This window comes from Belliella marina, assembly GCF_042682445.1.
In the GTDB taxonomy this organism is placed as follows: Bacteria; Bacteroidota; Bacteroidia; order Cytophagales; family Cyclobacteriaceae; genus Belliella; species Belliella marina.
Genome location: NZ_JBHUHR010000015.1, coordinates 534,507 through 554,910, shown reverse-complemented (window position 1 = coordinate 554,910; position 20,404 = coordinate 534,507). Strand labels below are relative to the sequence as shown.

21 protein-coding genes are annotated in these 20,404 nt (G+C 41.2%); 6 read left to right on the top strand and 15 right to left on the bottom strand.

Annotated features, from left to right (window positions below):
• Window positions 1–2 precede the first annotated feature (2 nt).
• The 10 genes from ACFSKL_RS06710 to ACFSKL_RS06665 all read right to left on the bottom strand — a co-directional run bounded on the left by ACFSKL_RS06710 (window position 3) and on the right by ACFSKL_RS06665 (window position 9,923).
• Entirely contained in the window at window positions 3–2,408 is a 2,406-nt protein-coding gene (locus ACFSKL_RS06710; RefSeq protein WP_376884637.1) for a TonB-dependent receptor, read from the bottom strand.
• Between the two features lie 81 nt (window positions 2,409–2,489).
• Complete coding sequence (locus tag ACFSKL_RS06705) at window positions 2,490–3,122, bottom strand: fatty acid desaturase (protein WP_376884690.1); 633 nt, start codon at window positions 3,120–3,122, stop codon at window positions 2,490–2,492.
• A gap of 100 nt (window positions 3,123–3,222) precedes the next feature.
• Window positions 3,223–4,068 carry a 4-hydroxy-3-methylbut-2-enyl diphosphate reductase gene (locus tag ACFSKL_RS06700; protein ID WP_376884635.1) on the bottom strand — a complete coding sequence of 282 codons (846 nt, stop codon included), beginning with the start codon at window positions 4,066–4,068 and terminating at the stop codon, window positions 3,223–3,225.
• A gap of 11 nt (window positions 4,069–4,079) precedes the next feature.
• A complete protein-coding gene (locus ACFSKL_RS06695) occupies window positions 4,080–4,781 on the bottom strand; it encodes a lycopene cyclase domain-containing protein (protein WP_376884632.1) in 702 nt (233 codons plus the stop codon).
• A gap of 4 nt (window positions 4,782–4,785) precedes the next feature.
• Window positions 4,786–5,628: a phytoene/squalene synthase family protein gene (locus tag ACFSKL_RS06690; protein WP_376884630.1), complete on the bottom strand. Its 843-nt coding sequence runs from the start codon at window positions 5,626–5,628 to the stop codon at window positions 4,786–4,788.
• A 21-nt stretch (window positions 5,629–5,649) separates the two neighbouring features.
• On the bottom strand, window positions 5,650–7,131 hold the full coding sequence (locus ACFSKL_RS06685; protein WP_376884628.1) for a phytoene desaturase family protein: 1,482 nt from the start codon (window positions 7,129–7,131) through the stop codon (window positions 5,650–5,652).
• A gap of 4 nt (window positions 7,132–7,135) precedes the next feature.
• The gene (locus ACFSKL_RS06680; RefSeq protein WP_376884625.1) at window positions 7,136–7,648 is read right to left on the bottom strand and encodes an RNA polymerase sigma factor; all 513 of its coding nucleotides are present in this window, start codon (window positions 7,646–7,648) and stop codon (window positions 7,136–7,138) included.
• A gap of 213 nt (window positions 7,649–7,861) precedes the next feature.
• Window positions 7,862–8,764 carry a MerR family transcriptional regulator gene (locus ACFSKL_RS06675; protein ID WP_376884623.1) on the bottom strand — a complete coding sequence of 301 codons (903 nt, stop codon included), beginning with the start codon at window positions 8,762–8,764 and terminating at the stop codon, window positions 7,862–7,864.
• Window positions 8,761–9,201: a sterol desaturase family protein gene (locus ACFSKL_RS06670; protein ID WP_376884621.1), complete on the bottom strand. Its 441-nt coding sequence runs from the start codon at window positions 9,199–9,201 to the stop codon at window positions 8,761–8,763. The genes ACFSKL_RS06675 and ACFSKL_RS06670 overlap by 4 nt, the downstream gene beginning before the upstream one ends.
• A 50-nt stretch (window positions 9,202–9,251) precedes the next feature.
• The gene (locus ACFSKL_RS06665; protein ID WP_376884618.1) at window positions 9,252–9,923 is read right to left on the bottom strand and encodes a carotenoid biosynthesis protein; all 672 of its coding nucleotides are present in this window, start codon (window positions 9,921–9,923) and stop codon (window positions 9,252–9,254) included.
• A gap of 114 nt (window positions 9,924–10,037) precedes the next feature.
• Here ACFSKL_RS06665 and ACFSKL_RS06660 point away from each other — a divergent pair, with 114 nt between their 5' ends.
• The 3 genes from ACFSKL_RS06660 to ACFSKL_RS06650 are packed head-to-tail and all read left to right on the top strand — an operon-like array spanning window position 10,038 to window position 11,415.
• Complete coding sequence (locus ACFSKL_RS06660) at window positions 10,038–10,340, top strand: DUF4286 family protein (RefSeq protein WP_376884617.1); 303 nt, start codon at window positions 10,038–10,040, stop codon at window positions 10,338–10,340.
• Window position 10,341: 1 nt separating this feature from the next.
• Window positions 10,342–10,806 carry a TspO/MBR family protein gene (locus ACFSKL_RS06655; protein ID WP_376884615.1) on the top strand — a complete coding sequence of 155 codons (465 nt, stop codon included), beginning with the start codon at window positions 10,342–10,344 and terminating at the stop codon, window positions 10,804–10,806.
• Between the two features lie 6 nt (window positions 10,807–10,812).
• On the top strand, window positions 10,813–11,415 hold the full coding sequence (locus ACFSKL_RS06650; RefSeq protein ID WP_376884613.1) for a DNA-3-methyladenine glycosylase I: 603 nt from the start codon (window positions 10,813–10,815) through the stop codon (window positions 11,413–11,415).
• Between the two features lie 79 nt (window positions 11,416–11,494).
• On the opposite strand, the gene ACFSKL_RS06645 is transcribed toward ACFSKL_RS06650, so the two are convergent.
• Window positions 11,495–13,642 (bottom strand): cation:proton antiporter domain-containing protein, encoded by a 2,148-nt coding sequence (locus ACFSKL_RS06645; RefSeq protein ID WP_376884611.1) that lies wholly within the window; start codon window positions 13,640–13,642, stop codon window positions 11,495–11,497.
• A 244-nt stretch (window positions 13,643–13,886) separates the two neighbouring features.
• On the bottom strand, window positions 13,887–14,630 hold the full coding sequence (locus ACFSKL_RS06640; protein WP_376884609.1) for a hypothetical protein: 744 nt from the start codon (window positions 14,628–14,630) through the stop codon (window positions 13,887–13,889).
• A gap of 52 nt (window positions 14,631–14,682) precedes the next feature.
• On the opposite strand from ACFSKL_RS06640, the gene ACFSKL_RS06635 reads away from it, so the two are divergent.
• Window positions 14,683–15,003 (top strand): Rieske (2Fe-2S) protein, encoded by a 321-nt coding sequence (locus ACFSKL_RS06635; protein WP_376884607.1) that lies wholly within the window; start codon window positions 14,683–14,685, stop codon window positions 15,001–15,003.
• Here ACFSKL_RS06635 and ACFSKL_RS06630 read toward each other — a convergent pair.
• Entirely contained in the window at window positions 15,000–15,335 is a 336-nt protein-coding gene (locus ACFSKL_RS06630; RefSeq protein ID WP_376884605.1) for a tRNA-binding protein, read from the bottom strand. The genes ACFSKL_RS06635 and ACFSKL_RS06630 overlap by 4 nt on opposite strands.
• 75 nt (window positions 15,336–15,410) lie before the next feature.
• On the opposite strand from ACFSKL_RS06630, the gene ACFSKL_RS06625 reads away from it, so the two are divergent.
• Both ACFSKL_RS06625 and ACFSKL_RS06620 read left to right on the top strand, forming a co-directional pair.
• Window positions 15,411–15,791 carry a hypothetical protein gene (locus ACFSKL_RS06625; protein WP_376884603.1) on the top strand — a complete coding sequence of 127 codons (381 nt, stop codon included), beginning with the start codon at window positions 15,411–15,413 and terminating at the stop codon, window positions 15,789–15,791.
• Window positions 15,792–16,001: 210 nt separating this feature from the next.
• Entirely contained in the window at window positions 16,002–16,571 is a 570-nt protein-coding gene (locus tag ACFSKL_RS06620; RefSeq protein ID WP_376884601.1) for a fasciclin domain-containing protein, read from the top strand.
• A gap of 229 nt (window positions 16,572–16,800) precedes the next feature.
• Here the strand turns inward: ACFSKL_RS06620 and ACFSKL_RS06615 are convergent, their stop codons facing one another.
• Both ACFSKL_RS06615 and ACFSKL_RS06610 read right to left on the bottom strand, forming a co-directional pair.
• Window positions 16,801–19,647 carry an outer membrane beta-barrel protein gene (locus ACFSKL_RS06615; RefSeq protein WP_376884599.1) on the bottom strand — a complete coding sequence of 949 codons (2,847 nt, stop codon included), beginning with the start codon at window positions 19,645–19,647 and terminating at the stop codon, window positions 16,801–16,803.
• Between the two features lie 181 nt (window positions 19,648–19,828).
• Window positions 19,829–20,380: a hypothetical protein gene (locus tag ACFSKL_RS06610; protein ID WP_376884597.1), complete on the bottom strand. Its 552-nt coding sequence runs from the start codon at window positions 20,378–20,380 to the stop codon at window positions 19,829–19,831.
• Between the last annotated feature and the right edge of the window lie 24 nt (window positions 20,381–20,404).

Genomic DNA, 20,404 nt, shown 5'->3' with positions numbered 1-20,404 from the left:
ATTTAGAATTCGATGATAATGCCGACCGTGGGGAGTACTGTCCCTGCCGGGTTTTCAGCTAATCTCAATAAATATCTCGAAGGATCATTGGGGTCCGATTGGATCTCTCCTGACGCATCCCTTACAGGAATTAGGTTAGGTGGTTGGTGGGCTTTGAAATTATAGGCGTTTTGGATGTCAAAATACCAGTTGAGGCTCCATTTGTCGAAGAAATATTTCTTGTCAATTCTCAAATCCAGTTGATGGAATGCCTTCAGCCTTACGTCATTGATTCGGTTGAAATCATTGATCCCTACTCCTCTTGCATCCCAATTGCTGATCAACGCAGAGCTTTGGAGATCAAATGGGGTATAAGGAGCTCCTCCAAGGAATCTCCATCTTCCTCCCAACTCCCAGTTTTTGCCAAAGCGCTTGCCCGCTGTCAAGCTGACGATGAACCTATTGTCCCAGGAGGAGGGGATAAACCCTTCCGTATTGGGATTGGTAAATTCGCTACGCACCAATGTAAGTGCAGCGATTCCATAGAAGTTGTTAAACAGTCTTTGCTGTGCCAAAAATTCAACCCCATAAGCTCTTCCTTCGGCATTTGAGCTGACAGGTTCATTTCCGATGACCCCAAAATCAGCCCCCAGGTTTGATAGGGCAATGCCATTGCGGATGGATGAAGGATAGTTGTTGTAGTGTTTGTAAAACCCTTCGATGGTAAGCCTCCTGTTTTTCTCGGGAAATACACGCTCGATTCCGGTGATAAATTGCGTCGACCTGATAAAACGGATGTCATTTTGTTGGTTGAGCAGGTCTCCTTCATTGTTTCTATATCCCAATGCTGTGTATGGGGGCTTTTGGTAATAGATTCCCGAGTTGGCTGTCAAGAAGAAATTTGGTTTCAGTTGATAGGAAACAGATACCCTCGGACTGATTTGGTTGAGTGGGTTTTGGGCTGTCTTGCCGAAATCACTGCCGTCCATCCGGATTCCACCCGAGAGCAAAAGCCTTTCGTCCGAAGAGGTTTTTGTACCGGATACAAATGCGCCATAGCTATTGAAAAACACCTTGTTGTTGACCGAGATGACCCCACCTTCGCTTGAGAGGGAGCTCCGGTCAAAGTTGTTGATAAAATACCTGGCAAACTCGTAGTTTATTCCATATTTCAAACTATACCCTTTTCCGAAAATGCTGTTTTCAGCCCTGAATTTATTTTCGCTTTCCTGCGAGGTATAATCAAAAATCAAATTTTGGGGATTACTTTCATCATTGTTGAAATACTTGTAGGATTGGTTGTTGAGCATATTTCTACTCAATATGAATGTCCAAAAGCCATTGGATCTATACCTTTTTAGTTTAGCTCCGGTGGCATAGTTCCACTGGGATGAGATAGGCAAACTGCCAAGAAGGTAAAGCCGCTCCTCACGCTCTTCGAAAGTCTCATCATTGGGAACATCAAAATTCAGGGCAAATTGATCAATGGCACCAACGCCTATCAATGTCAATTCAGTCTTGTCATTGAATTTGGTTTGGGTCTTGAATTGAAAATCATTGAATGTAGGCAAAAAGGGGAGTCCAATTAACCTAAAAAGCCCCTGTAAATATGATCTTCTTGCAGAAACCAAATAAGTGGTTTTCTTACCCAATGGCCCTTCGTTGGACAGGGTCAATTCACTCGCCCCCACAGTGAGCTGTGTAGCCATTTTGTCCCTTCTCCCTTCCTTGAGCTGGAATTCAAAAAATGAACTCAATGAATTCATCCTGTTTGCCGGAAAGCCTCCGGTCACAACCTCCACATTCTGGATCAGGTTGACGTTGAGGATGCCGACAGGACCACCAGAGGAACCTTGCGTCGCAAAGTGGTTGATTACCGGCACTTCGATCTCATCTATATAGAATTTATTCTCATTGGGGGCACCACCTCTGATGATGATGTCATTTCTAAAACTGGCAGTACTCGCCACGCCGGGCAGTGATTGGATTACCTTGCTGATATCCCTATTTCCGCCTGGATACCTTTCGATTTCATTGGCATTCAGTTTCCTTACGGACAGGGGTGTCTCTTCTGATCTCGAAAACTCAGAACTGACCACTACCTCATTCAGATCAGCTGCCTCCTCCTCCAATTCAAAATCCAATTGGACTGCTTTGGAACGGGAAACTTGGACTTCGTAAACAGTCTTGCTTCTGAATCCCACAAAACTTGCCCGGACATTGTACAGGCCTGGTTCTATTCCTTCAATCCTGTATACACCGTTCTCATCGGAAACAGTTCCTATTTCCGAATCCAAGACTACAATATTTGCAAATGGAATCGATTCATTGCTGATAGGGTTTCTCACTTTTCCCTGAATGACTCCATTTTGTCCAAAACTTGTGAATGAAATAAATATAAGGCTAAATAACGTAAACAGATTTCTCATAATTGACAATTGCCAGTCTATCTAATCTATAATGGGGAATAATGGTTTTGGTTTTAGGGCAGAAAATTGAAAATATTTTATTCATTCTGGTTTTTTGAGCCTCCAAAGCCTCCACCAGGGAGTGCCGGGGGACTCGTGGTGCTCATAATGATAACCAAAGAAATAGCAGGACAAAAATGCCCAAAAATGGTTTTTGGATTGGGTTTTTGAGTGGTGTACATTGTCGGACTCACCCATATGTGGCTGATATGTACCAAAATAGAACAATTGAAATGTAGCAAGGACAGCTGGAAGCATCCAGAAAAGGATAAGGTTTGCTGTGGGTAGGTATAGCTTCAGGATGTTGAATGTGATTGCCATCAAAAGAATCTGCCATATGGAGACATACTGTCTGATAAAGCTGAGGTACCAAAGGAAAAAATTGTCCGAAGGATGGTAGTCAGGATCCTTGTGAGTGGCCACATACCGATGGTGCTCATGGTGTTTTGGAAACAGCTTCCAATAAAAATTATATGAAAACAACATTGCCGAAAACCACCCAACTGCGTGGTTAAGTTTTTTGTTTTTGGATACCAAACCATGCATCGCATCATGTGCTGTGATAAATAGCCCTGTGTAAAGATGTGTTTGGATCAATATCCCCAAATACGTGATGGGATTTGACCAATCCAATTCATATCGCAACAGCAATACCAAGGAAATGAACCAAAGCATAATAACCGTTGAGGCTATGAATACTCCTTTGGGATCTATTTGGTTTGTATGGATTGGATGTTTATGCACTAGACAAAATTAGCGAAATATAGGCGTGGATTTAAAATGTCCCCAACCTTTCTTTGACTTGCTCCATTAGCCACATGGGAGTGGAAGTTGCTCCACAGATACCCACTGTGTCATTTGGGGAAAACCAAGTAGGATTGACTTGTTCTTGGTTGGATACAAAATAGGTGTTTGGGTTTTTGTCTTTGCAAACGTTGTACAACACTTTTCCATTGGAAGATTTTGTTCCGCTGACGAATACGATTTTGTCAAACTTTTCGGCAAAGGCCCTCAACTCTTTGTCACGGTTGGAGACTTGACGACAAATGGTATCATTCGTATTGACGGTGATACCATTCTCTTTCAGTATTTGGTTGATTTCATAGAATTTATCGGTGCTTTTGGTCGTCTGGCTGTAGAGTGTCAGGCTTTTCGGAAGGCTTGGCAAATCCAGTTCTGATATATCCTGAAAAACAACTGCTTTATTGTTGGTTTGCCCCAACAAACCCACCACTTCAGCATGTCCATGCTTTCCATAGATGTAAATCGTCTCGTCCTTGTCGAAGGAGTTCTTGATCCTGTTTTGAAGCTTCAAGACTACGGGGCAGCTTGCATCTATCAGAATGAGGTTATTCTTAATGGAAAGTTCATAGGTAGATGGGGGTTCGCCATGTGCCCTGATCAATACCTTTTCGTTTTTCAAGACCTGGAGCTCATCATGGTTGATGATTTTCAGGCCTTTTTTCGTCAGTCTATTTACCTCTTCATCATTGTGGACGATGTCTCCAAGACAATACAAATAACCTTGTTCGTCCAGTATCTCTTCGGCCATTTCTATAGCGTAGACTACACCAAAGCAAAATCCGGAATGCTGATCTATTTGAACTTGAAGATTCATCATAAGCTATAAACCTATTGTTGGTTGAATTGTTTTCGGATTTTGATCATCTCATAGATACTTATGTTCATCAATAACAAAGTCATGGAATACACGGTATCTTCTATGGGGATGGTAAATATCCTAATGGCAAGGATTTGGGCATTATCATAACTTACCACTGGTTCATCGATAAATGACCCCGTCAATATGCCGTTGACAATGAGGAATGGTATCAATGAGACCAAATAGGTCAAATAAAACCTTCCCAGGTATTTTCCCTTAAAAAAGAAATAATGGGCAGACAATGTGGTCGCAGCCACCAGGAAATTGACAGATGTGTACAATTTATCCAAGTTGAACAGTCCAATTATAAGGAATAGGGTGATCAAAGATAGGGTCAGAGCCTTCACAACTGGGGCAAATACGTCCTTTCTCACGAAGTAATTCAGTACTTCATAGATGAAAACACATGCAAATGGCACTGTCAGGAAAAACAGCCATTCCTCCAGCGGCATTTCAAAGAAATAGACCCCTACTACATACCTGGGGTTGAATGACCAAACTCCAATTACCGTAAACCAATGATCCCAAACCAGAAAGAATATGCCAGTTATCAGTATGGCAGGAAATAGAGCATACCAGTTTTTGGCATATTGGATTTTATGCTCAAATGACCGCAGGAGAGGGAATGATATCGTGAAGATATTCAGAAGCAAATATAGATATGTATCCATGAGGTTATGCCATACCAAGTTTCATGAAAAAATAAGTTCCCAACAGCAAAGACATTTTTCTTGCATTGGGGATTCTTACCCTTTGTTGCCTGATGGTCTCCGGAGGTAGGGACTTGATCTTGTCAAATAGTTTTTGGTAATATAGGTAAGCCACCTTCACACCCATTTTTGCACCGGGAGGAAGATTGTTGATTCCAACCAGCGCTTCGTCGAAGTCTTTTTGGATATCTTCTTCTATCACTTCTTTCGCCGGTTTGTCAAAAGCCATAAAATCCACTCCCGGAAAATATACCCTTCCCCTCTCTTCATAATCACTTTTGATATCCCTCAGGAAATTCACTTTCTGGAATGCTGCCCCCAATTTGCATGCAGATTCCTTCAGATTTTTAAAATGCTCGCAATCTCCTTCGCAGAAGACTTTCAGGCACATCAAACCGACCACTTCCGCTGAACCATAGATATATTCATGATACCGGGAGTCATTGTAGGTTTTGAAGTCCAGATCCATTTCCATACTGTGCAAAAATGCCTCGATCAGGTCGAGGTCAATTTGGTATTGATTGACGATGAGTTGGAAAGCATGCAATACCGGGTTCAAGCTGATCCCATCGCTTATCGCTTTGTAGGTGTCTTTTTTGAAAATCTCCAATAGGGATTTTTTGTCTTGGTTATGAAACGTATCAACGATCTCATCTGCATATCTCACAAAGCCATAGATGGCATAGATAGGCATGTGGTATTTTTTATCCAATGTCTTGATTCCTAGGGTAAAACTGGTGCTGTACCTTTGGGTTATCAGTTTGCTACACTCAAATGTGGTTTGATCAAAGAGGGCTTTTGCATCCATACTAGTAATATACAATTTAACTTACAAATTGTTTTCTTTGATAACTTCCCTTGCCACAACATGTCCTGAGATCAATGAAGGGGGAACCCCAGGACCAGGTACAGTAAGTTGTCCTGTATAGTAGAGGTTTTTGACCTTTTTGCTCTTCAGGGAGGGTTTGAGAATGGCAGTCTGCATCAAGGTGTTGGCCAATCCATAAGCATTTCCCTTGAATGCATGGTAATCTGATTTGAAATCATTGTGGGCATACGAACGCTTATACACCACATGGCTTCTGATTTCCTGTCCAGTCAACCGCTCCAGCCTGTCCATGATGATATTGTAATATTTTTCCCTCATTTCTTCTGTATCTTTCAAATCCGGTGCAAGTGGGATCAACAAAAACAGGTTCTCTTTTCCTTCCGGTGCTACTGAAGAATCAGTAATAGATGGCACGCAAGCATAGAATAGCGGCCGCTCCGGCCACCTTGGATTGGTATAAATAGCGTCGGCATGTGGCCCCAATAGCTCATCGAAGAATAGGTTGTGATGCCTTAGGTTGTTGAGTTTTTTGTCAATGCCAAGATAAAACAGCAAGCTACCTGGAGCCATCACGCGTTTGTCCCAGTATGTATCACTGTAATTGCTGTATTTGTCCTCCAAAACATGTCTGTCAATATGGTGATAGTCTGCTCCGGCTATGATCACATCTGCTTTGTATTCCTTTCCATCCAGGGTATTTACAGAACGCGCTACACCATCTTGGATATTGATCTTGGAAACTTCGGCACCAAACTGGAATTTTACGCCTTTCTCTTGGGCGAGACTAATCATTCCCTCTATGATTTTGTGCATTCCTCCCAGGGGATACCAGGTACCCAATGCAATATCAGCATAGTTCATCAAGGAGTAGAGGGCAGGGATATTGTCGGCTGTTTCTCCAAGAAACAAAACAGGGAATTCCATCAAACGGATGATTTTATCCTCTTTGAAAAACTTACTGACGTGCTTTGACATGGACTGGAAAATGTCCATTCTCAACATGTCCATGAGAAGCTTGGGATTTGTAAATTCGAAGATTGACCTGCTCGGCCTGTATCCCAAATCCTGTATCCCCACCTTGTACTTGTATGCTGCCTGTTTCAAAAATTCATCCAGCTTTGGTCCTACCCCTGGCTCCAATGTCTCCATCAGTTCCCTGAATTCGGATAAGTTAGCCGGAATGTCGAGAGAATCATTGTCACCGAAGACCACCTTGTAGGAGGGGTCAAGCCTTATAAGATTATAATAGTCAGAGCTTTTCTTGCCAAAATGTGAAAAATATGTATCAAACACATCCGGCATCCAATACCAGCTTGGTCCCATATCAAAAACAAAACCCTCGGCTTCGAACTTTCTGGCTCTTCCACCGGGGGTGTTGTTTTTCTCAAAAATCGTAACCTGATAACCTTGATGGGCAAGGTGTGTAGCAACAGAAAGGCCAGCAAAGCCAGCCCCGATGACTACAGCATTTTTTTTGGACATGTTTTTAGTTTTTGTGTCTATATATGTGAAGATCGTCTTTTAATATCTTGCGTGCAATATGAATTCTGTTTTTTACTGTACCGATTGGGATATCCAATTTTTGGGCTATTTCATGATATTTGAAGCCACGGTAATGCATCATAAAGGGGCTCTTGTATACTTCGTCCAAACCTCCAATAGCACTATGGATGTCATCCATAGTGAAATCGCCATATGCCCCATTCTCTACCAGTACATCTCCAGAGTTGATGTAGTGCAGGTTATCTGTTGTATCTACAAAAGTCCCTCTCCTTACCATTCTTTGGTAGTTGGTTATGAAGGTGTTCTTCATGATTGTATACAACCATGCTTTTAGGTTGGTCCCTTCTGTGAACTTTTCCTTATTCGTAAAAGCCTTGACCATGGTGTCTTGCATCAGGTCGTTGGCATCATCCATGTCTCTGGTCAACTTCAACGCAAATGGCTTCAAAGAGCTAGAGAGCTTGTTAAGTGAGTAACTGAATTCTAGAGTTGTCATGGTTTTTCTTTTTGTTGAATCAAATATATAAATCATTAAACAAAACTCAAAATGATTTGTGTGGTTTTTTTGATTTTAAATTAAACAAAATGAATAGAGGTAATGACAACATGCCGTTCTAAAATGCAAAAACCTTGTTTTAGATGTATATACATACTTTTTTGCATAAAAAAAGACCCGAAGGTCTGTTTAATTTATTTTCAAAAATATTAATTATTTTTCCTGAAAGACAGGTTCTATCTCTTCAAGATACTCTTTGATGTTCCTGATATAGTTCATGGCTTTTACATTTGCCGGAAAATCAAGGTCTTGACCGATCACCTGATAGCCGGAAACGATTATTTCTGAATCCCTGTAGGAGAATGAGATGTCATTGATGTACTCTTGGACTTGCTCTGCTCCGGGAGATGATGTGATTACAGTCATCAGGTATTGTGGTTGATGCATTCTATAGATTATTTCCAAATCAGATTTTGGGGTGCTTTGCCCTAAGTAAATGACTTTATGTCCTTTTGACTTTATCAAATATGCGGCAAACAACAGGGAGATTTCATGCAATTCTCCTTCTGGAAGGAAAAGCAGGAATTTTTTGCCTCCACCCTTGTATACTTGCCCATCTATGGCGACGATTAGTTTTTGTCTGACCAGATTGCTGATAAAATGCTCCTGGGCTGGATTGATAGCACCTGTTTGCCACAATACGCCAATCTTAGACATGAATGGATACACGATATTCAACATGGTCTGCTCAAAACCAAATTTAAGGATGTTGGTAGATAGGATTTTATCAAAACGCTCCTCATCTATCTCAATCATACTGATGGTCAAAGCATGGATCTGGTCATCATGTGTCAATGTCCTGTCAGTCATCCTTACGACTTCATCCCGGATTTCCCTGACGTCCATTTTGGCTATTTTGCTGATTTTGAAACCATTTTCATTCAGCAAGGCCACATTCAATATCAATTTTAAGTCATCATCATCATAAAACCGGATATTTGTTTCTGTCCTCTTGGGACTCAGCAGATTGTAACGTTGTTCCCATATCCTCAAAGTGTGCGCCTTGATTCCCGACAGTTGTTCCAGATCTTTTATTGAATAGGTACTCACGTTCATTTCGATTTAAAATATTTTTTGGGTACTATGAACAATCCAAAAGAGACGGCATCATCCTTTTTGTTGGTGGCATGATGTGCTTGGTGTGCCCTGAATATCCCTTTAAGGAATGGGTTTTTTGGTTTTTCGAACCATTTTAGCCTTCTGTGGATCAATACATCATGCAGGAAGAAATAACTAAACCCATAAATACTTATTCCCATTCCCATCCAAAACCTGTAATCCAACTGCCCTACACCTACGATAATCAAAATAATAGCTATGCTACCGAAGAGTAGGGAAAACAAATCATTCAGCTCAAAGAATGATTTGGACGCCTGGTGGTGTGTTTTGTGGATCTGCCACAATGGTCCATGCATGATGTATTTATGGATAAACCAACCGGATATCTCCATAGCGGTAAAACCTAATATCGTATAAAGGAATGCGTACATCATATCGTTAACTTCAGATCAGGTTATTTTGTTTTCCCCAGACGGGCCGGCAATCACTCCAGCAAAATGTTCAAAAGGGTAAAGAACGCAGCAAGATTAATCAGCAAATATAATGAAAGCGGATTTGATTTGATAAAAGATAGCTTTCTATAAACCAATTGTATAAAAAAGGCCACGAAAAACCAGCCCACAAAATTGGACACGGGGATAATGCCGTCTTTCCAATCCCAAAAATCCAATTTCACGGCTACAGGCTCTATCAAGATATCCAGCATCACCATGATGGTGGCCCCTGCGGCGGCGGCTAGATAATCATTCGAGATCCTTCGATGGAAAATCTCTCCACTGACGTACACCAGCAGCAGCCAATTCACCCCAATCAACAATGGCACTTCAAACAAACGAAATCCCAAAACGGGACCATAGACGTAGTTTCCAAATGGAAAGCCAGTTTGTACCCCCATTACTTCCGATCCATACCCCAGTCCAAATGCCAGAAAGATGAATAGGAAAAACGCGAGATTCCAGTTTTTGTGGAAATAAAATAACAAGCCTGTACAAAGCAATAGGTGGAATGGGGTGAGAAATTGAAAGTAGGGTCTCAAAAGAGGCATGGCCATACCCAATAAGCCTACAACGTGAAAAATGGTAATGATGAATTTGAAAAGCGAAACCTTGTTGGAGAAAATATTCCTTGGGAAAGCTTGGGTAGTATTTTTATCCATTGAATCTGACTGTTGGCAAAGGTTTGGTGTTTTTATGAAGTATTATGTTTGATTTAACCCGCAGAATTGAATTTTGTTGGTAAATTTAGGGCATAAAACTAAAGATAAATAGGTATGATTCTATACAATATCACAGTCAATGTGGAAAAAGACGTAGAAAAAGAGTGGCTAGACTGGATGAAGGAAATACACATTCCATACATCATGGAATCCAAGTTGTTTGTTGAAAATAAGGTGTTTAGGATCATGCATGACTCCGAAGATGGGGGGATAAACTATTCGGTGCAGTTTTTTGCCAAAGACATGGAATCAGTCATGGCTTATCAACATGGATACTTTGATCAGCACAATGCGATCGTCCAAAAGAAATTCCCCAAGAAGTTGGCTATATTCATGACATTGTTGGAAATGGTCTAAGATGAAAAGTTGGCCCAAATTATTGATATCGCTCCTTTTGCCTCAAATTGCAGGTGCATTAGGTGCTGTGGTAACGATTTCTTCAGTCGGCTCTTGGTATCAAACTTTAGAAAAACCTCCATTCAATCCTCCAGCATGGGTTTTTGGGCCTGCATGGACTACGCTCTATATCCTGATGGGGATTTCACTGTATCTGGTTTGGACCTCCGAACATCCGTTTAAGAAAAGAGCTCTTCAGCTGTTTGGCCTCCAACTCTTCCTAAATGCCATTTGGTCTCCCGCTTTTTTTGGTTTAGAGTCACCTAGCTTGGGGCTATTGGTCATTGTTCCCCTATGGGTTGCTATATTGGCTTGCATAAGGATCTTTCATCCAATCAACAAATGGGCTTCATTGCTCATGATCCCATATATTTTGTGGGTAAGTTTTGCCACCATTCTCAATGCCAGTATTTGGTATCTCAATTGATCAATCATGAAGTCAAACATTCCACAGAATCCTGATAAATTCCGTTGCCCTTGGTGTTTGGGCTTTGGGCAATATGTAGCCTATCATGATGAAGAATGGGGAGTGCCTGTTTTTGACGACAGGGTACATTTTGAATTCTTGATTTTGGAAAGTGCACAAGCAGGTCTTAGCTGGGCTACCATATTGAAGAAGAGGGAAGGCTATAGAAAAGCCTTTGCTGATTTTGACTACAAAGTGGTGGCAGACCTACCGGATTCCTATGTGGCAGAGCTACTCCAAGACCCAAGTATCATTAGAAACAGGTTGAAGATTGAGGCTGCCATCAACAATGCCAATCGTTTTATGGAAATCCAATCCGAATTTGGGTCATTTTCCAACTACATCTGGGATTTTGTCAATGGAAAAGTCATCGACAGACAGCTCAAGTCCCTAGCGCATGCCCCAGCTACTACCACCGAATCAGACAAGCTTGCCAAAGACCTCAAAAAAAGGGGATTCAAGTTTTTGGGCAGTACGACCATCTATGCACACATGCAGGCAACTGGACTGGTCAATGACCATTTGGTGGATTGTTTCAGGTATGAAGAAGTGAGGAAATTAGCAATCTGAAGACTCCTGCACTCATCGGTCAGGTGTCATCAGATGCCGGCATTTCTTTTGAAAGGCATATTATTGCCAAGTGATAGGATTATTTTCTTTTGAAAATCTTTGCAATTGTTTTTCCGATTTCATCCAGTTTTTCGAGAGGCTCTATAATTGTTGGGTTTTTCAGATCTATCTGCAAAGTGTCCATCACACCAGCCTGCATTGGATAGATCAATATGTAACTTGTATCCTTAAAGTATTTGTTGAGATAAGATGGGATCTTGTTCATGTAGGAATGAAAAGAAGGCTTGTCTTTTCTGCTCAGCACGATGATCAGGTTATCATCATTGTGAAAATCCCGCGCCAAGATCAAAAAATCATCCCATTCGTTGAACTCGTGAAACTCGGATTCTACGGGATGTTTTGAATGTATCTCCCTGATAAACGCAAGGGTTTCGGAAGTTGCATAAAAGATAAGCTTGGCGCCCGAATTTCTTGCAATGTTCCAAACCTTGATAAGCCAAAATGGAAACCCAATTTCCTTTTCGGCTTTTTCGGGTACGATGATGATATGCCTTTTTATTGTGCCAAAGGGCTGTGCCGGCTTGTAGATCAAAGTAGTAGTATTACACTTTGTCAGTATCCCTTCGGTAAGATGGCCAAGGAATGAATCTGAGATCCCTTTTTTGACATGGAGGCCCAAAATCAAATCACTGATTTTATGTTCCTTCACTACACTTGTGATCCCATTTACAATATTGAGGTCATAGCGTAGCAATTCTATCAATTGGTTGTCAGTTGCAGAGGCGACCACAGCTGCTTTGTTCAGGATCTTTTTTGCATTTTTGTCTGCTGTACCTTCATTGGAATTATTGTCAATGATACTCAATGCATACAATCCTGACTTATTGATTTTTGATTTGACAGTAACACCCAAGTTGATAAGTTCATCTGTGGTTTCAATATTGCTCAAGGGGATCAGGATTTTCTCTTGGCTTTCATGGGCATCTGGCTCTGCTTCAGAAGCATCGGCCAAAGCAATATTCTTCGCACCTTTTTGGGCTACAAAGGAGGCAATGGTACATGTGAATAAAATCATCAAAATCGTACCATTCAAGATGCTTTCGCTCAGAAGTCTGATGGGCTCTCCTGTCGCTGTTTCTCCCAATATTATATTATACCCCACCAATACTGCTGCCAAAGTCGCAGCTGCCTGGGCATTGCTCAGGCCAAAGATCAAACGTCTTTCGTCAAGGCTGAATTTATAGGTCTTCTGTGTCAGCCAAGCAGCTATAAACTTTGCCGAAGTTGCGATCACAATCATTACAATAGCTACTTTGATAGTCTCAATGTCTTTGAAAAATGCTCGATAATCTATCAGCATCCCTACACCAATCAGGAAAAAGGGGATGAAGATGGCATTCCCCACAAACTCAATCCTATTCATCAAAGGAGAAGTGTGCGGAATCAACCTGTTCAGGGCCAAGCCGGCCAAAAATGCTCCGATGATCGCCTCGATCCCAGCAATCTCCGCCAACACGGCTCCCAAAAACACCATTGCCAATACAAAAATGTATTGGGAGACATTGTCATCAAAACGTTTGAAAAACCAACTTCCAATAATAGGGAATAGGAGCATTACGATCAATCCAAATACAATGATCGAAACAGATAGCCTTACCCAAAATTCTGTATTTACCTCACCTGTGGTCATACCAACAATCACTGCCAGCACCAATAAGGCCAATGTGTCAGTGATCATAGTCCCTCCGACTGTAATGTTTACGGCCTTGTTTTTGGCAACACCAAGCTTACTGATCAGTGGGTAGGCAATCAGCGTGTGGGATGCAAACATACTCGCCAACAAAACCGAAGTGAATATTGAAAAATCCAAAATATACAAACCTGATAAGGTGCCCAAGACCATTGGTATCAGGAATGTGTAAAGCCCAAAAACCAAACTTTTTTGACTGTTTTTCTTAAAATCAGCCAAATCAATTTCCAATCCTGCAAGAAACATGATATACAGTAATCCTACAGTTCCTGAGAGAATGATACTGCTATCCCTTTCCATCAAATGGAAGCCATTTGGCCCAACTACTGCCCCGGCGATGATCAAACCCAACAAATGGGGAATCTTGATCTTATTCAGGATAATTGGGGCAAAGAGAATGATTATGAGTATTAGGAGGAATTTTAATACAGGGTTTGTCAATGGTAGACCAGTATCAAAAATGTGAAGAAAGACCATGCATTCCATAAGATAACTTTAAAGAGTAACAATTGCACATCCAATTAGACATTGAAACGGTGTTTTTGATAAATAATTACATGTTCCCTCAAGTGCGAGCAATAAAAACAAGGCTAAAGAACCAAATGCTGCCAAATCCAAATTTTGAAGTTTAGCAGCATTTATATCAGAAACAAGTTGGGAATAGGCGGATCATCGATCAGTTTTGATTAATCCCCAAGGGGATCCAATCTCCTATGAATCCCTACTTTTCGGGCTGGTAGGCATCTTTGTATTTGCTCCAAATTTCATAAATGGGATTTCCCGTAGAGCTCATGCCACTGTGATGCCATTCGCCATCGATCACCTCATAGCTGAACTCAAGGCTGGCGCCAACCCTGCTGTCATCCCTTGAAAAAAATGCTATGTTTTCGACATATTTCCCGTCTTCTGCTGTATAAGTGCCGCCACCTGTTCCAGAAAATTCCTTTGTTTCGGAATTGAATGCAACCCATTGAAAATGTCCTCCACTGAGGATTTTGATCGTTCTCCTGGCACCAGGGGTAGATCTGCTGATTTCTTCATCTCTTTTCCTTCCGGTGATCACCCAGTTACGGGTCAAGTCATCTTTTGCATCGCTGACTCTTTCCCAGATTTCCACCAGTGCATTTCCTGCTTTTTCTGTGGAAACCACAATTTTTCCATCCACTGTATCCAATGAAAACTCCACCATCATGCCAACAAGCTCCTTGTCATCGGTGTAAAAATCATATGTCTCTGTGTAATAATTATCCCTCAGACTGTATTCTCCTCCACCTGCACTGACAAACTTATTACCCTCATTTTCCTTTACCCCAAAAGAAAAATATCCGTCCTGGTATATTTTGATGTAAGTTTTGTCTTTGACTTCCTGTCCATTTTGATAGGTCATTTTCCAGGCTCCGTCTAAGCTTTGGGCAGAAAGTGAGCCCAACAGAAACAATAGTGGCAGTATCAATATTTTTTTCATGGCGAGATTGTATTAGGTTTAGACTTCTAAATTACCAATTTTATCTTTGATTATGAAAACATTTACATTAGGACAAGACAAAGAGCAGGCACTGCAACTGATTCCTGACAGAAAAATCAAGGTTGTCCGCCTTGGGAATACCAAAATCTGTGTAAGTAGGATAGGGGATTCATTTTATGCTTTCGAAACCCAATGTCCACACCGCAAGGCAGAACTCCAGCAGGGAGTGGTCACGAGTTTTGGGGAAATCGTCTGTCCACTACATGAGTACCGATTCGATATGAAAACGGGGGATGTGAAGTCAGGATCCTGTGGGGAATTGCTAACCTACAAAGTAGAGCTGACAGGGGATGGTTTGAAAATCTATGTCTAATGCAGTTTTTGTCCGTTGGGGACAGGCAAGTCTACAGTAGCCAAAGCAATCCTCCCATGTCCATCGTCGAATCCGGTCACGAGTATTTCCGACATAAAATTGGCGATTTGCCTTGGTGGGAAGTTGCAAATGCAGACCACTTGCTTTCCGATCAAATCTTCCACGTTGTATAAATCTGTGATTTGGGCAGAAGATTTTCTTATCCCAAGTTCACCTAAGTCAACTTTTAGTTTATAAGCAGGCTTTCGGGCTTTGTCGAAAACCTCCGCGTGAATAATAGTCCCAATTCGGACATCAATCTTTTGAAAATCAGTATGATCAATCGTTTGCATACCTGCTTAATTTTTAATACTTTTGAGAACATTATAGATAACCCAAGGGTTATTTGTATCAGAATAGAACCCCCTATGATGTTAGAACAAAATAATATTTCTCTAATCAGTACAAAAGGTTTATGTCTCGCAATAATATTTTGTACTCTTGGTTTTGTCAATACCTTTGCACAGGGAGACAAAGACAGAAACCTGCCTGATGTTCCGAAGACGGTAGACAATCCTGTCAATTTTGAAAATCCGGAATCTGTCAACCTTGATTCAAAAGTAGAATTAAATACCAAACAAAATAATACCAGTAAGGAAATAAAATCTGCGACGAGCCAAAACCCAGTCCGGAAAGAAAACCCAATTTACAAACAAGGAAGTGACAAAGATGTCAAAAAGGAGGGGATGTCAACGCTATCATTCAACCTGTTCCTATATATCGTGGACAAATTCAAAGAAGACAATTAAGCAAATACCAATAAACCTAAACTGAAAACGGGCTATTTCTCAAGAAATAGCCTTTTTTTGTCTGTGCCTCCAAAAACCACTCAGCAGCAAAGCCCATTGTATTTTTCGTTTTCATAGCTTGGGAAAAAGATTTTTCATCGGATGACAATCCAAGGGAATGCATGCTCTCGTAATTCCCCACATATAATCAAAACCAAAAATACTGTTATTATGAAAACTATCAATTTATTCAAATCGGCTTTTATAGCCTTGTTTTTTCTTGGTTCAACTGTGGCTTTTGCCCAAAGTGAAAAAACAGTAACCGTAGGTGGTGCTCCAATGTATCCATCTAAGAATATTGTGGAAAACGCAGTCAATTCCAAAGACCACACCACTTTGGTAGCCGCTGTCAAAGCCGCTGGTTTGGTTGAGACATTGCAGACTCCAGGCCCCTTCACTGTATTTGCACCAGACAATGCTGCATTTGAAAAATTACCTTCAGGAACAGTAGAGTCATTGGTAAAGCCTGAAAACAAAGCAACCCTTACCTCAATCCTGACCTATCATGTGGTAGCAGGCAAAATGGGATCAAAGGAAATAGCCACCGCCATCAAAAAAGGAAATGGCAAAGCAACTTTGACAACTGTCCAGGGAGGTAAATTGACTGCATGGATGGAAGGGAAAGATCTTTACATCACAGATGAAAATGGCACAAAGTCCAAAGTAACTATCGCTGATGTCTACCAATCGAATGGGGTAATCCATTCAGTGGATACTGTGGTATTGCCTAAAAGTGAATAATTCTTAGGGTATTTGTTGATGTATTTACCCTTAGAAAAATTGGATGTATCAATAAGGAAATCAAAACTTGTCCGTTGGCCTTAGGCACTGGATCGATGTAGGGATTTTTCTGGTACAGCTTGATAGATTTGATTGCTGTTATCAAAAATCTTGTTGGAAGAAGAGACAATAAAAAAAGCTGAACGACAACCGTTCAGCTTTTTTGTGTTTATGCGCTCGGCAGAGAGGACTACCAGCTTCTGCCTCCACCACCTTGCATCATCCTCATCATAGGGTTGCCACCCTGCTCACGTGCAGGCTGCTTGAAGCTTCCGATGTTGTAGGTAAAGCTGAACAAAGCATATCTTGTCAATACCCTGGTGAAGGTGTCCGTGATCGAGATGTCGTTGATGGTTCTGGAGATTGCATTGTTTTGCCCCAAAAGATCGAATACGGTGACTTTGAATTCACCCTTGTTGTCTTTGAGGAATCTGTATCCACCTTCAATATTCCACAACCAAACCTGCTGGTCCAATCCTGCTGACAAACCTTTGTACATTGCATTGTTCACTACATTGGAAACGAATAGTTTTCCATTGTTTGGTGAGTAGTACAACCGGATGTTGGAGTTTTGGATGTAGTAATTGTTGTTTAGATTATTCTGCAAAGAAGAGTTTACGATCGTATATGTCCCGGTCGTGGAAAGCGTAAAGTCCAGGTCCTTGCTGATATTTGAAGTCAAAGTCAAGCCTTGGCTCAAATCAATGTTGTCATTCTGGTTTCTCTGGCCATTGATAATACCTGGGGTGCGGTTGAATGAAGCCGAGGTGTTCATATTAAATTGGGACTTCAGAGCTTTGATCGGCGCTCCATAGGTCATGAAGACCCGTGTATTGAACTGGCCACTCAGGTTTTCAGGTCTTGACAATTGGCCTCCCGGCCTGAGCAATACCTCTCCGTTGATCAAAGTGTCTTGCTGTGCCACAAATGTATTGGAACCGATAAAATTCTCAGTCATTGATACAAAGGCAAACAAAAATAATGTTCGGGATTTTTCCAGGTTCAACTTTCCGACATTGACAAACAAATTGTGGTTGAATGATTGGCCCAAGTTTGGATTACCGACCCTCAAGTTGAGCGGATTTGAGTTGTCGATTACATTCTGCAGCTGATTTACGCTCGGTTCGTTGGTGGAGGTTCTGTATCTCATTCTAAAAGTCCTCCCTTTTGCCGCATCTCTGTAGTTCAGGTTCACACCTGGCAGCAAGTTGTTGAAAGACCTATTGAACATCCTTTCCAAAGGGAACAAACTTTCGTTGTCCTGTTCTGCAAATTGATAATCCAGGTTGGCGTTGATATTCCAGTTTTTGAAATTATACCTGTAGCCTATACTTGGTCTTTGGACGACAAACCTATTGTCAAAGACGTTGCTCAAAGCCGTGTCAAGCAGCATCAGATTTGCTTCAGGTACTAAGCTGAAGGTCTGTTGATCCGCTGATGATTTGTTGTTGGATACCTGATATGACAATGTCAACAAAGACTTCTCATTGAGTGGCTCGGTGTACTGCATATTTAACCTGTAGTTGAATCCATCAGTCAAGCCAAAAGTCTCTTGGTTGATCGTATCATTGATGTTTCTGATATAATCCCTATTGGCAGCCAACAATTCCGAGTATGAATCCCTTTTGTTGAATCCTGTGGAAAGTGTCGTAGACAATGTCCTACCTGTTTTTTCAAATTTGTACCTGTACACGATGCTATTGGATATATTGTATCCGGATGAATTGTTTTCTGAAATGGACCTGGTACCACTCAAAGGGTCCAGTACAGCGTCCATCGTCAATGCATCCCTGTCTGTGTATGCATTGTTTGAAGTATAATTCAAACTTGGCGTAATGATCAATGCATGTTTTGGATTGATATCATACTCTATCCTTGCATTCGCCCTATGGTTTCCATTTTCGACTGTATTGATCAGGTTTTCTTCATAAAACTGTCTGTTTTCCTCTGAAAGGATAATTTCCCTATTTGTGAAACTACTCAGGTTGTTTCTTGAATTGCTGTAAAAATAACTTCCCGTGACGTTCATTTTATCACCCAATTTATCGGAATAATTCAGGCCCATACTATTGGTGGTAATGATTCCATTGTCTTGGCCGCCACCAAAATTGGCAGGACCACCCCTTCCTCCACCAGGCCTACCCCCGCCGGTATTTCCACCCAAATCCTCTGAAGAAAAATTCTGTTGGTTGATATTGTTGAATAATCCCACAAGAGAGATCCTTCTGTCTCCATTGAAAAAATTCAAACTTCCTCCAGCCGAATAGCGGTCATCGGTGCCATACCCAGCATAGATCCTTCCAAATGTGCCTTGTCTTCGATCACCCCTTGTGACGATGTTGATGGTTCTGGAATAATTTCCATCATCAAAACCTGTCAGCCTAGACTGGTCAGATCGCTGATCCAATATCTCTACTCTGTCAACGACATCTGCAGGGAGGTTTCTCATGGCAAGAAAGGGGTCGTTGCCAAAAAATTCCCTCCCGTCAACCAATACTTTTTGGACATTTTCACCCCTTGCCTGAATCTGGCCATTCTGGATGGTCACACCGGGCAATTTCCTGATCAGATCCTCCGCATCTGCATTTTCCCTTGTCTTGAAGGCTGCCGCATTGAAAGAGGTGGTATCACCCCGCTGTTCGCCTACTACGATCTGGCCTTCGATCACCACTTCACCCAGCAGTTTACTATCTTCATTCAAAGCGATGATCCCGAGATCCAAACCGTCTGCCCTACCCATTTCCTTGGCAAACTTCTCAAATCCCAAAAAAGAAATTTCAACTTTCACATTGGGGATCCATGGCCTGTTTATTTCAAAATTCCCATCAACATCAGTCACTGTTGAAGTCAGCAAGGAATCTGTGACGGTCTTTACCAAGACATTGGCGCCTATCAATGGCTGTTTTGTAGCACCCTCGATGACCTTTCCTTTGAATTTCAAATCAGGCCGACCTTGTTGGTTCCGTTGGGCTGAGACCTCCAAAGCAGCAGCCATCATCATGAGCAAGAAAAATAATCCGTAAATAGTAATCTTCATTCTATTGGTTTTTAAATCAGGTCTTAGACACCCTGCTGATTGAAAAGTTTAACCAATGATTTTGATTAGTTTTGAATGGGAATTTTTCAGGTTGAAAGGCTAAAAAAGAGGGTAGAAGAAAGGAGTTAGTTGGTTAAGAAAAAGGTGAAATAGTAGATTTGGCTATTTTTGGATGAATAGGTTAGGTGTTTTTCTTGCGTTTGTCAATTTCTATTGCCCTTTTGTAAAATTCCCTAAATTCACTTTCATTGTATTTAGCTCGCATTGCAGAAAGAACATCCGATAATCCTAGACTACACCAATCCCAAAGCATTGTGTCAAAATTGTATTTATACATCTGTTTTCCAACTTCTACCCTTATTTTGTCAACCTCCTTTTTTTCAAATCCGTTTTCGATTAGTTTTTCCAAAACTCTTTTTTCACTTTCTTTTGTGAACTCGGTATCGAGATAGGGTTCTAAAATCCAATCCCAATTCCAGCTGGTTTCGGTCAATTCTATTTTGTTGTTTTTTGCAAACTCCTTCAATTCTTCTTTTTTCACTGCCGAGACGAAAACTATATCATCAGCAATATGTATTTTGCATATCCCGAAATCAACACTCATTGAATCAATTTCATTTGCTTGGATTGTTTTGTTGGGATAGACATATGAAGGTTCGAATGGGTAGTCAGAAAACTGTATTTGTCTATCTGTAATATTAGATTTTCCAATTCCACATAGTAGGTTTTTCATTTCATGCTCTTTCGGTTTAAAGAA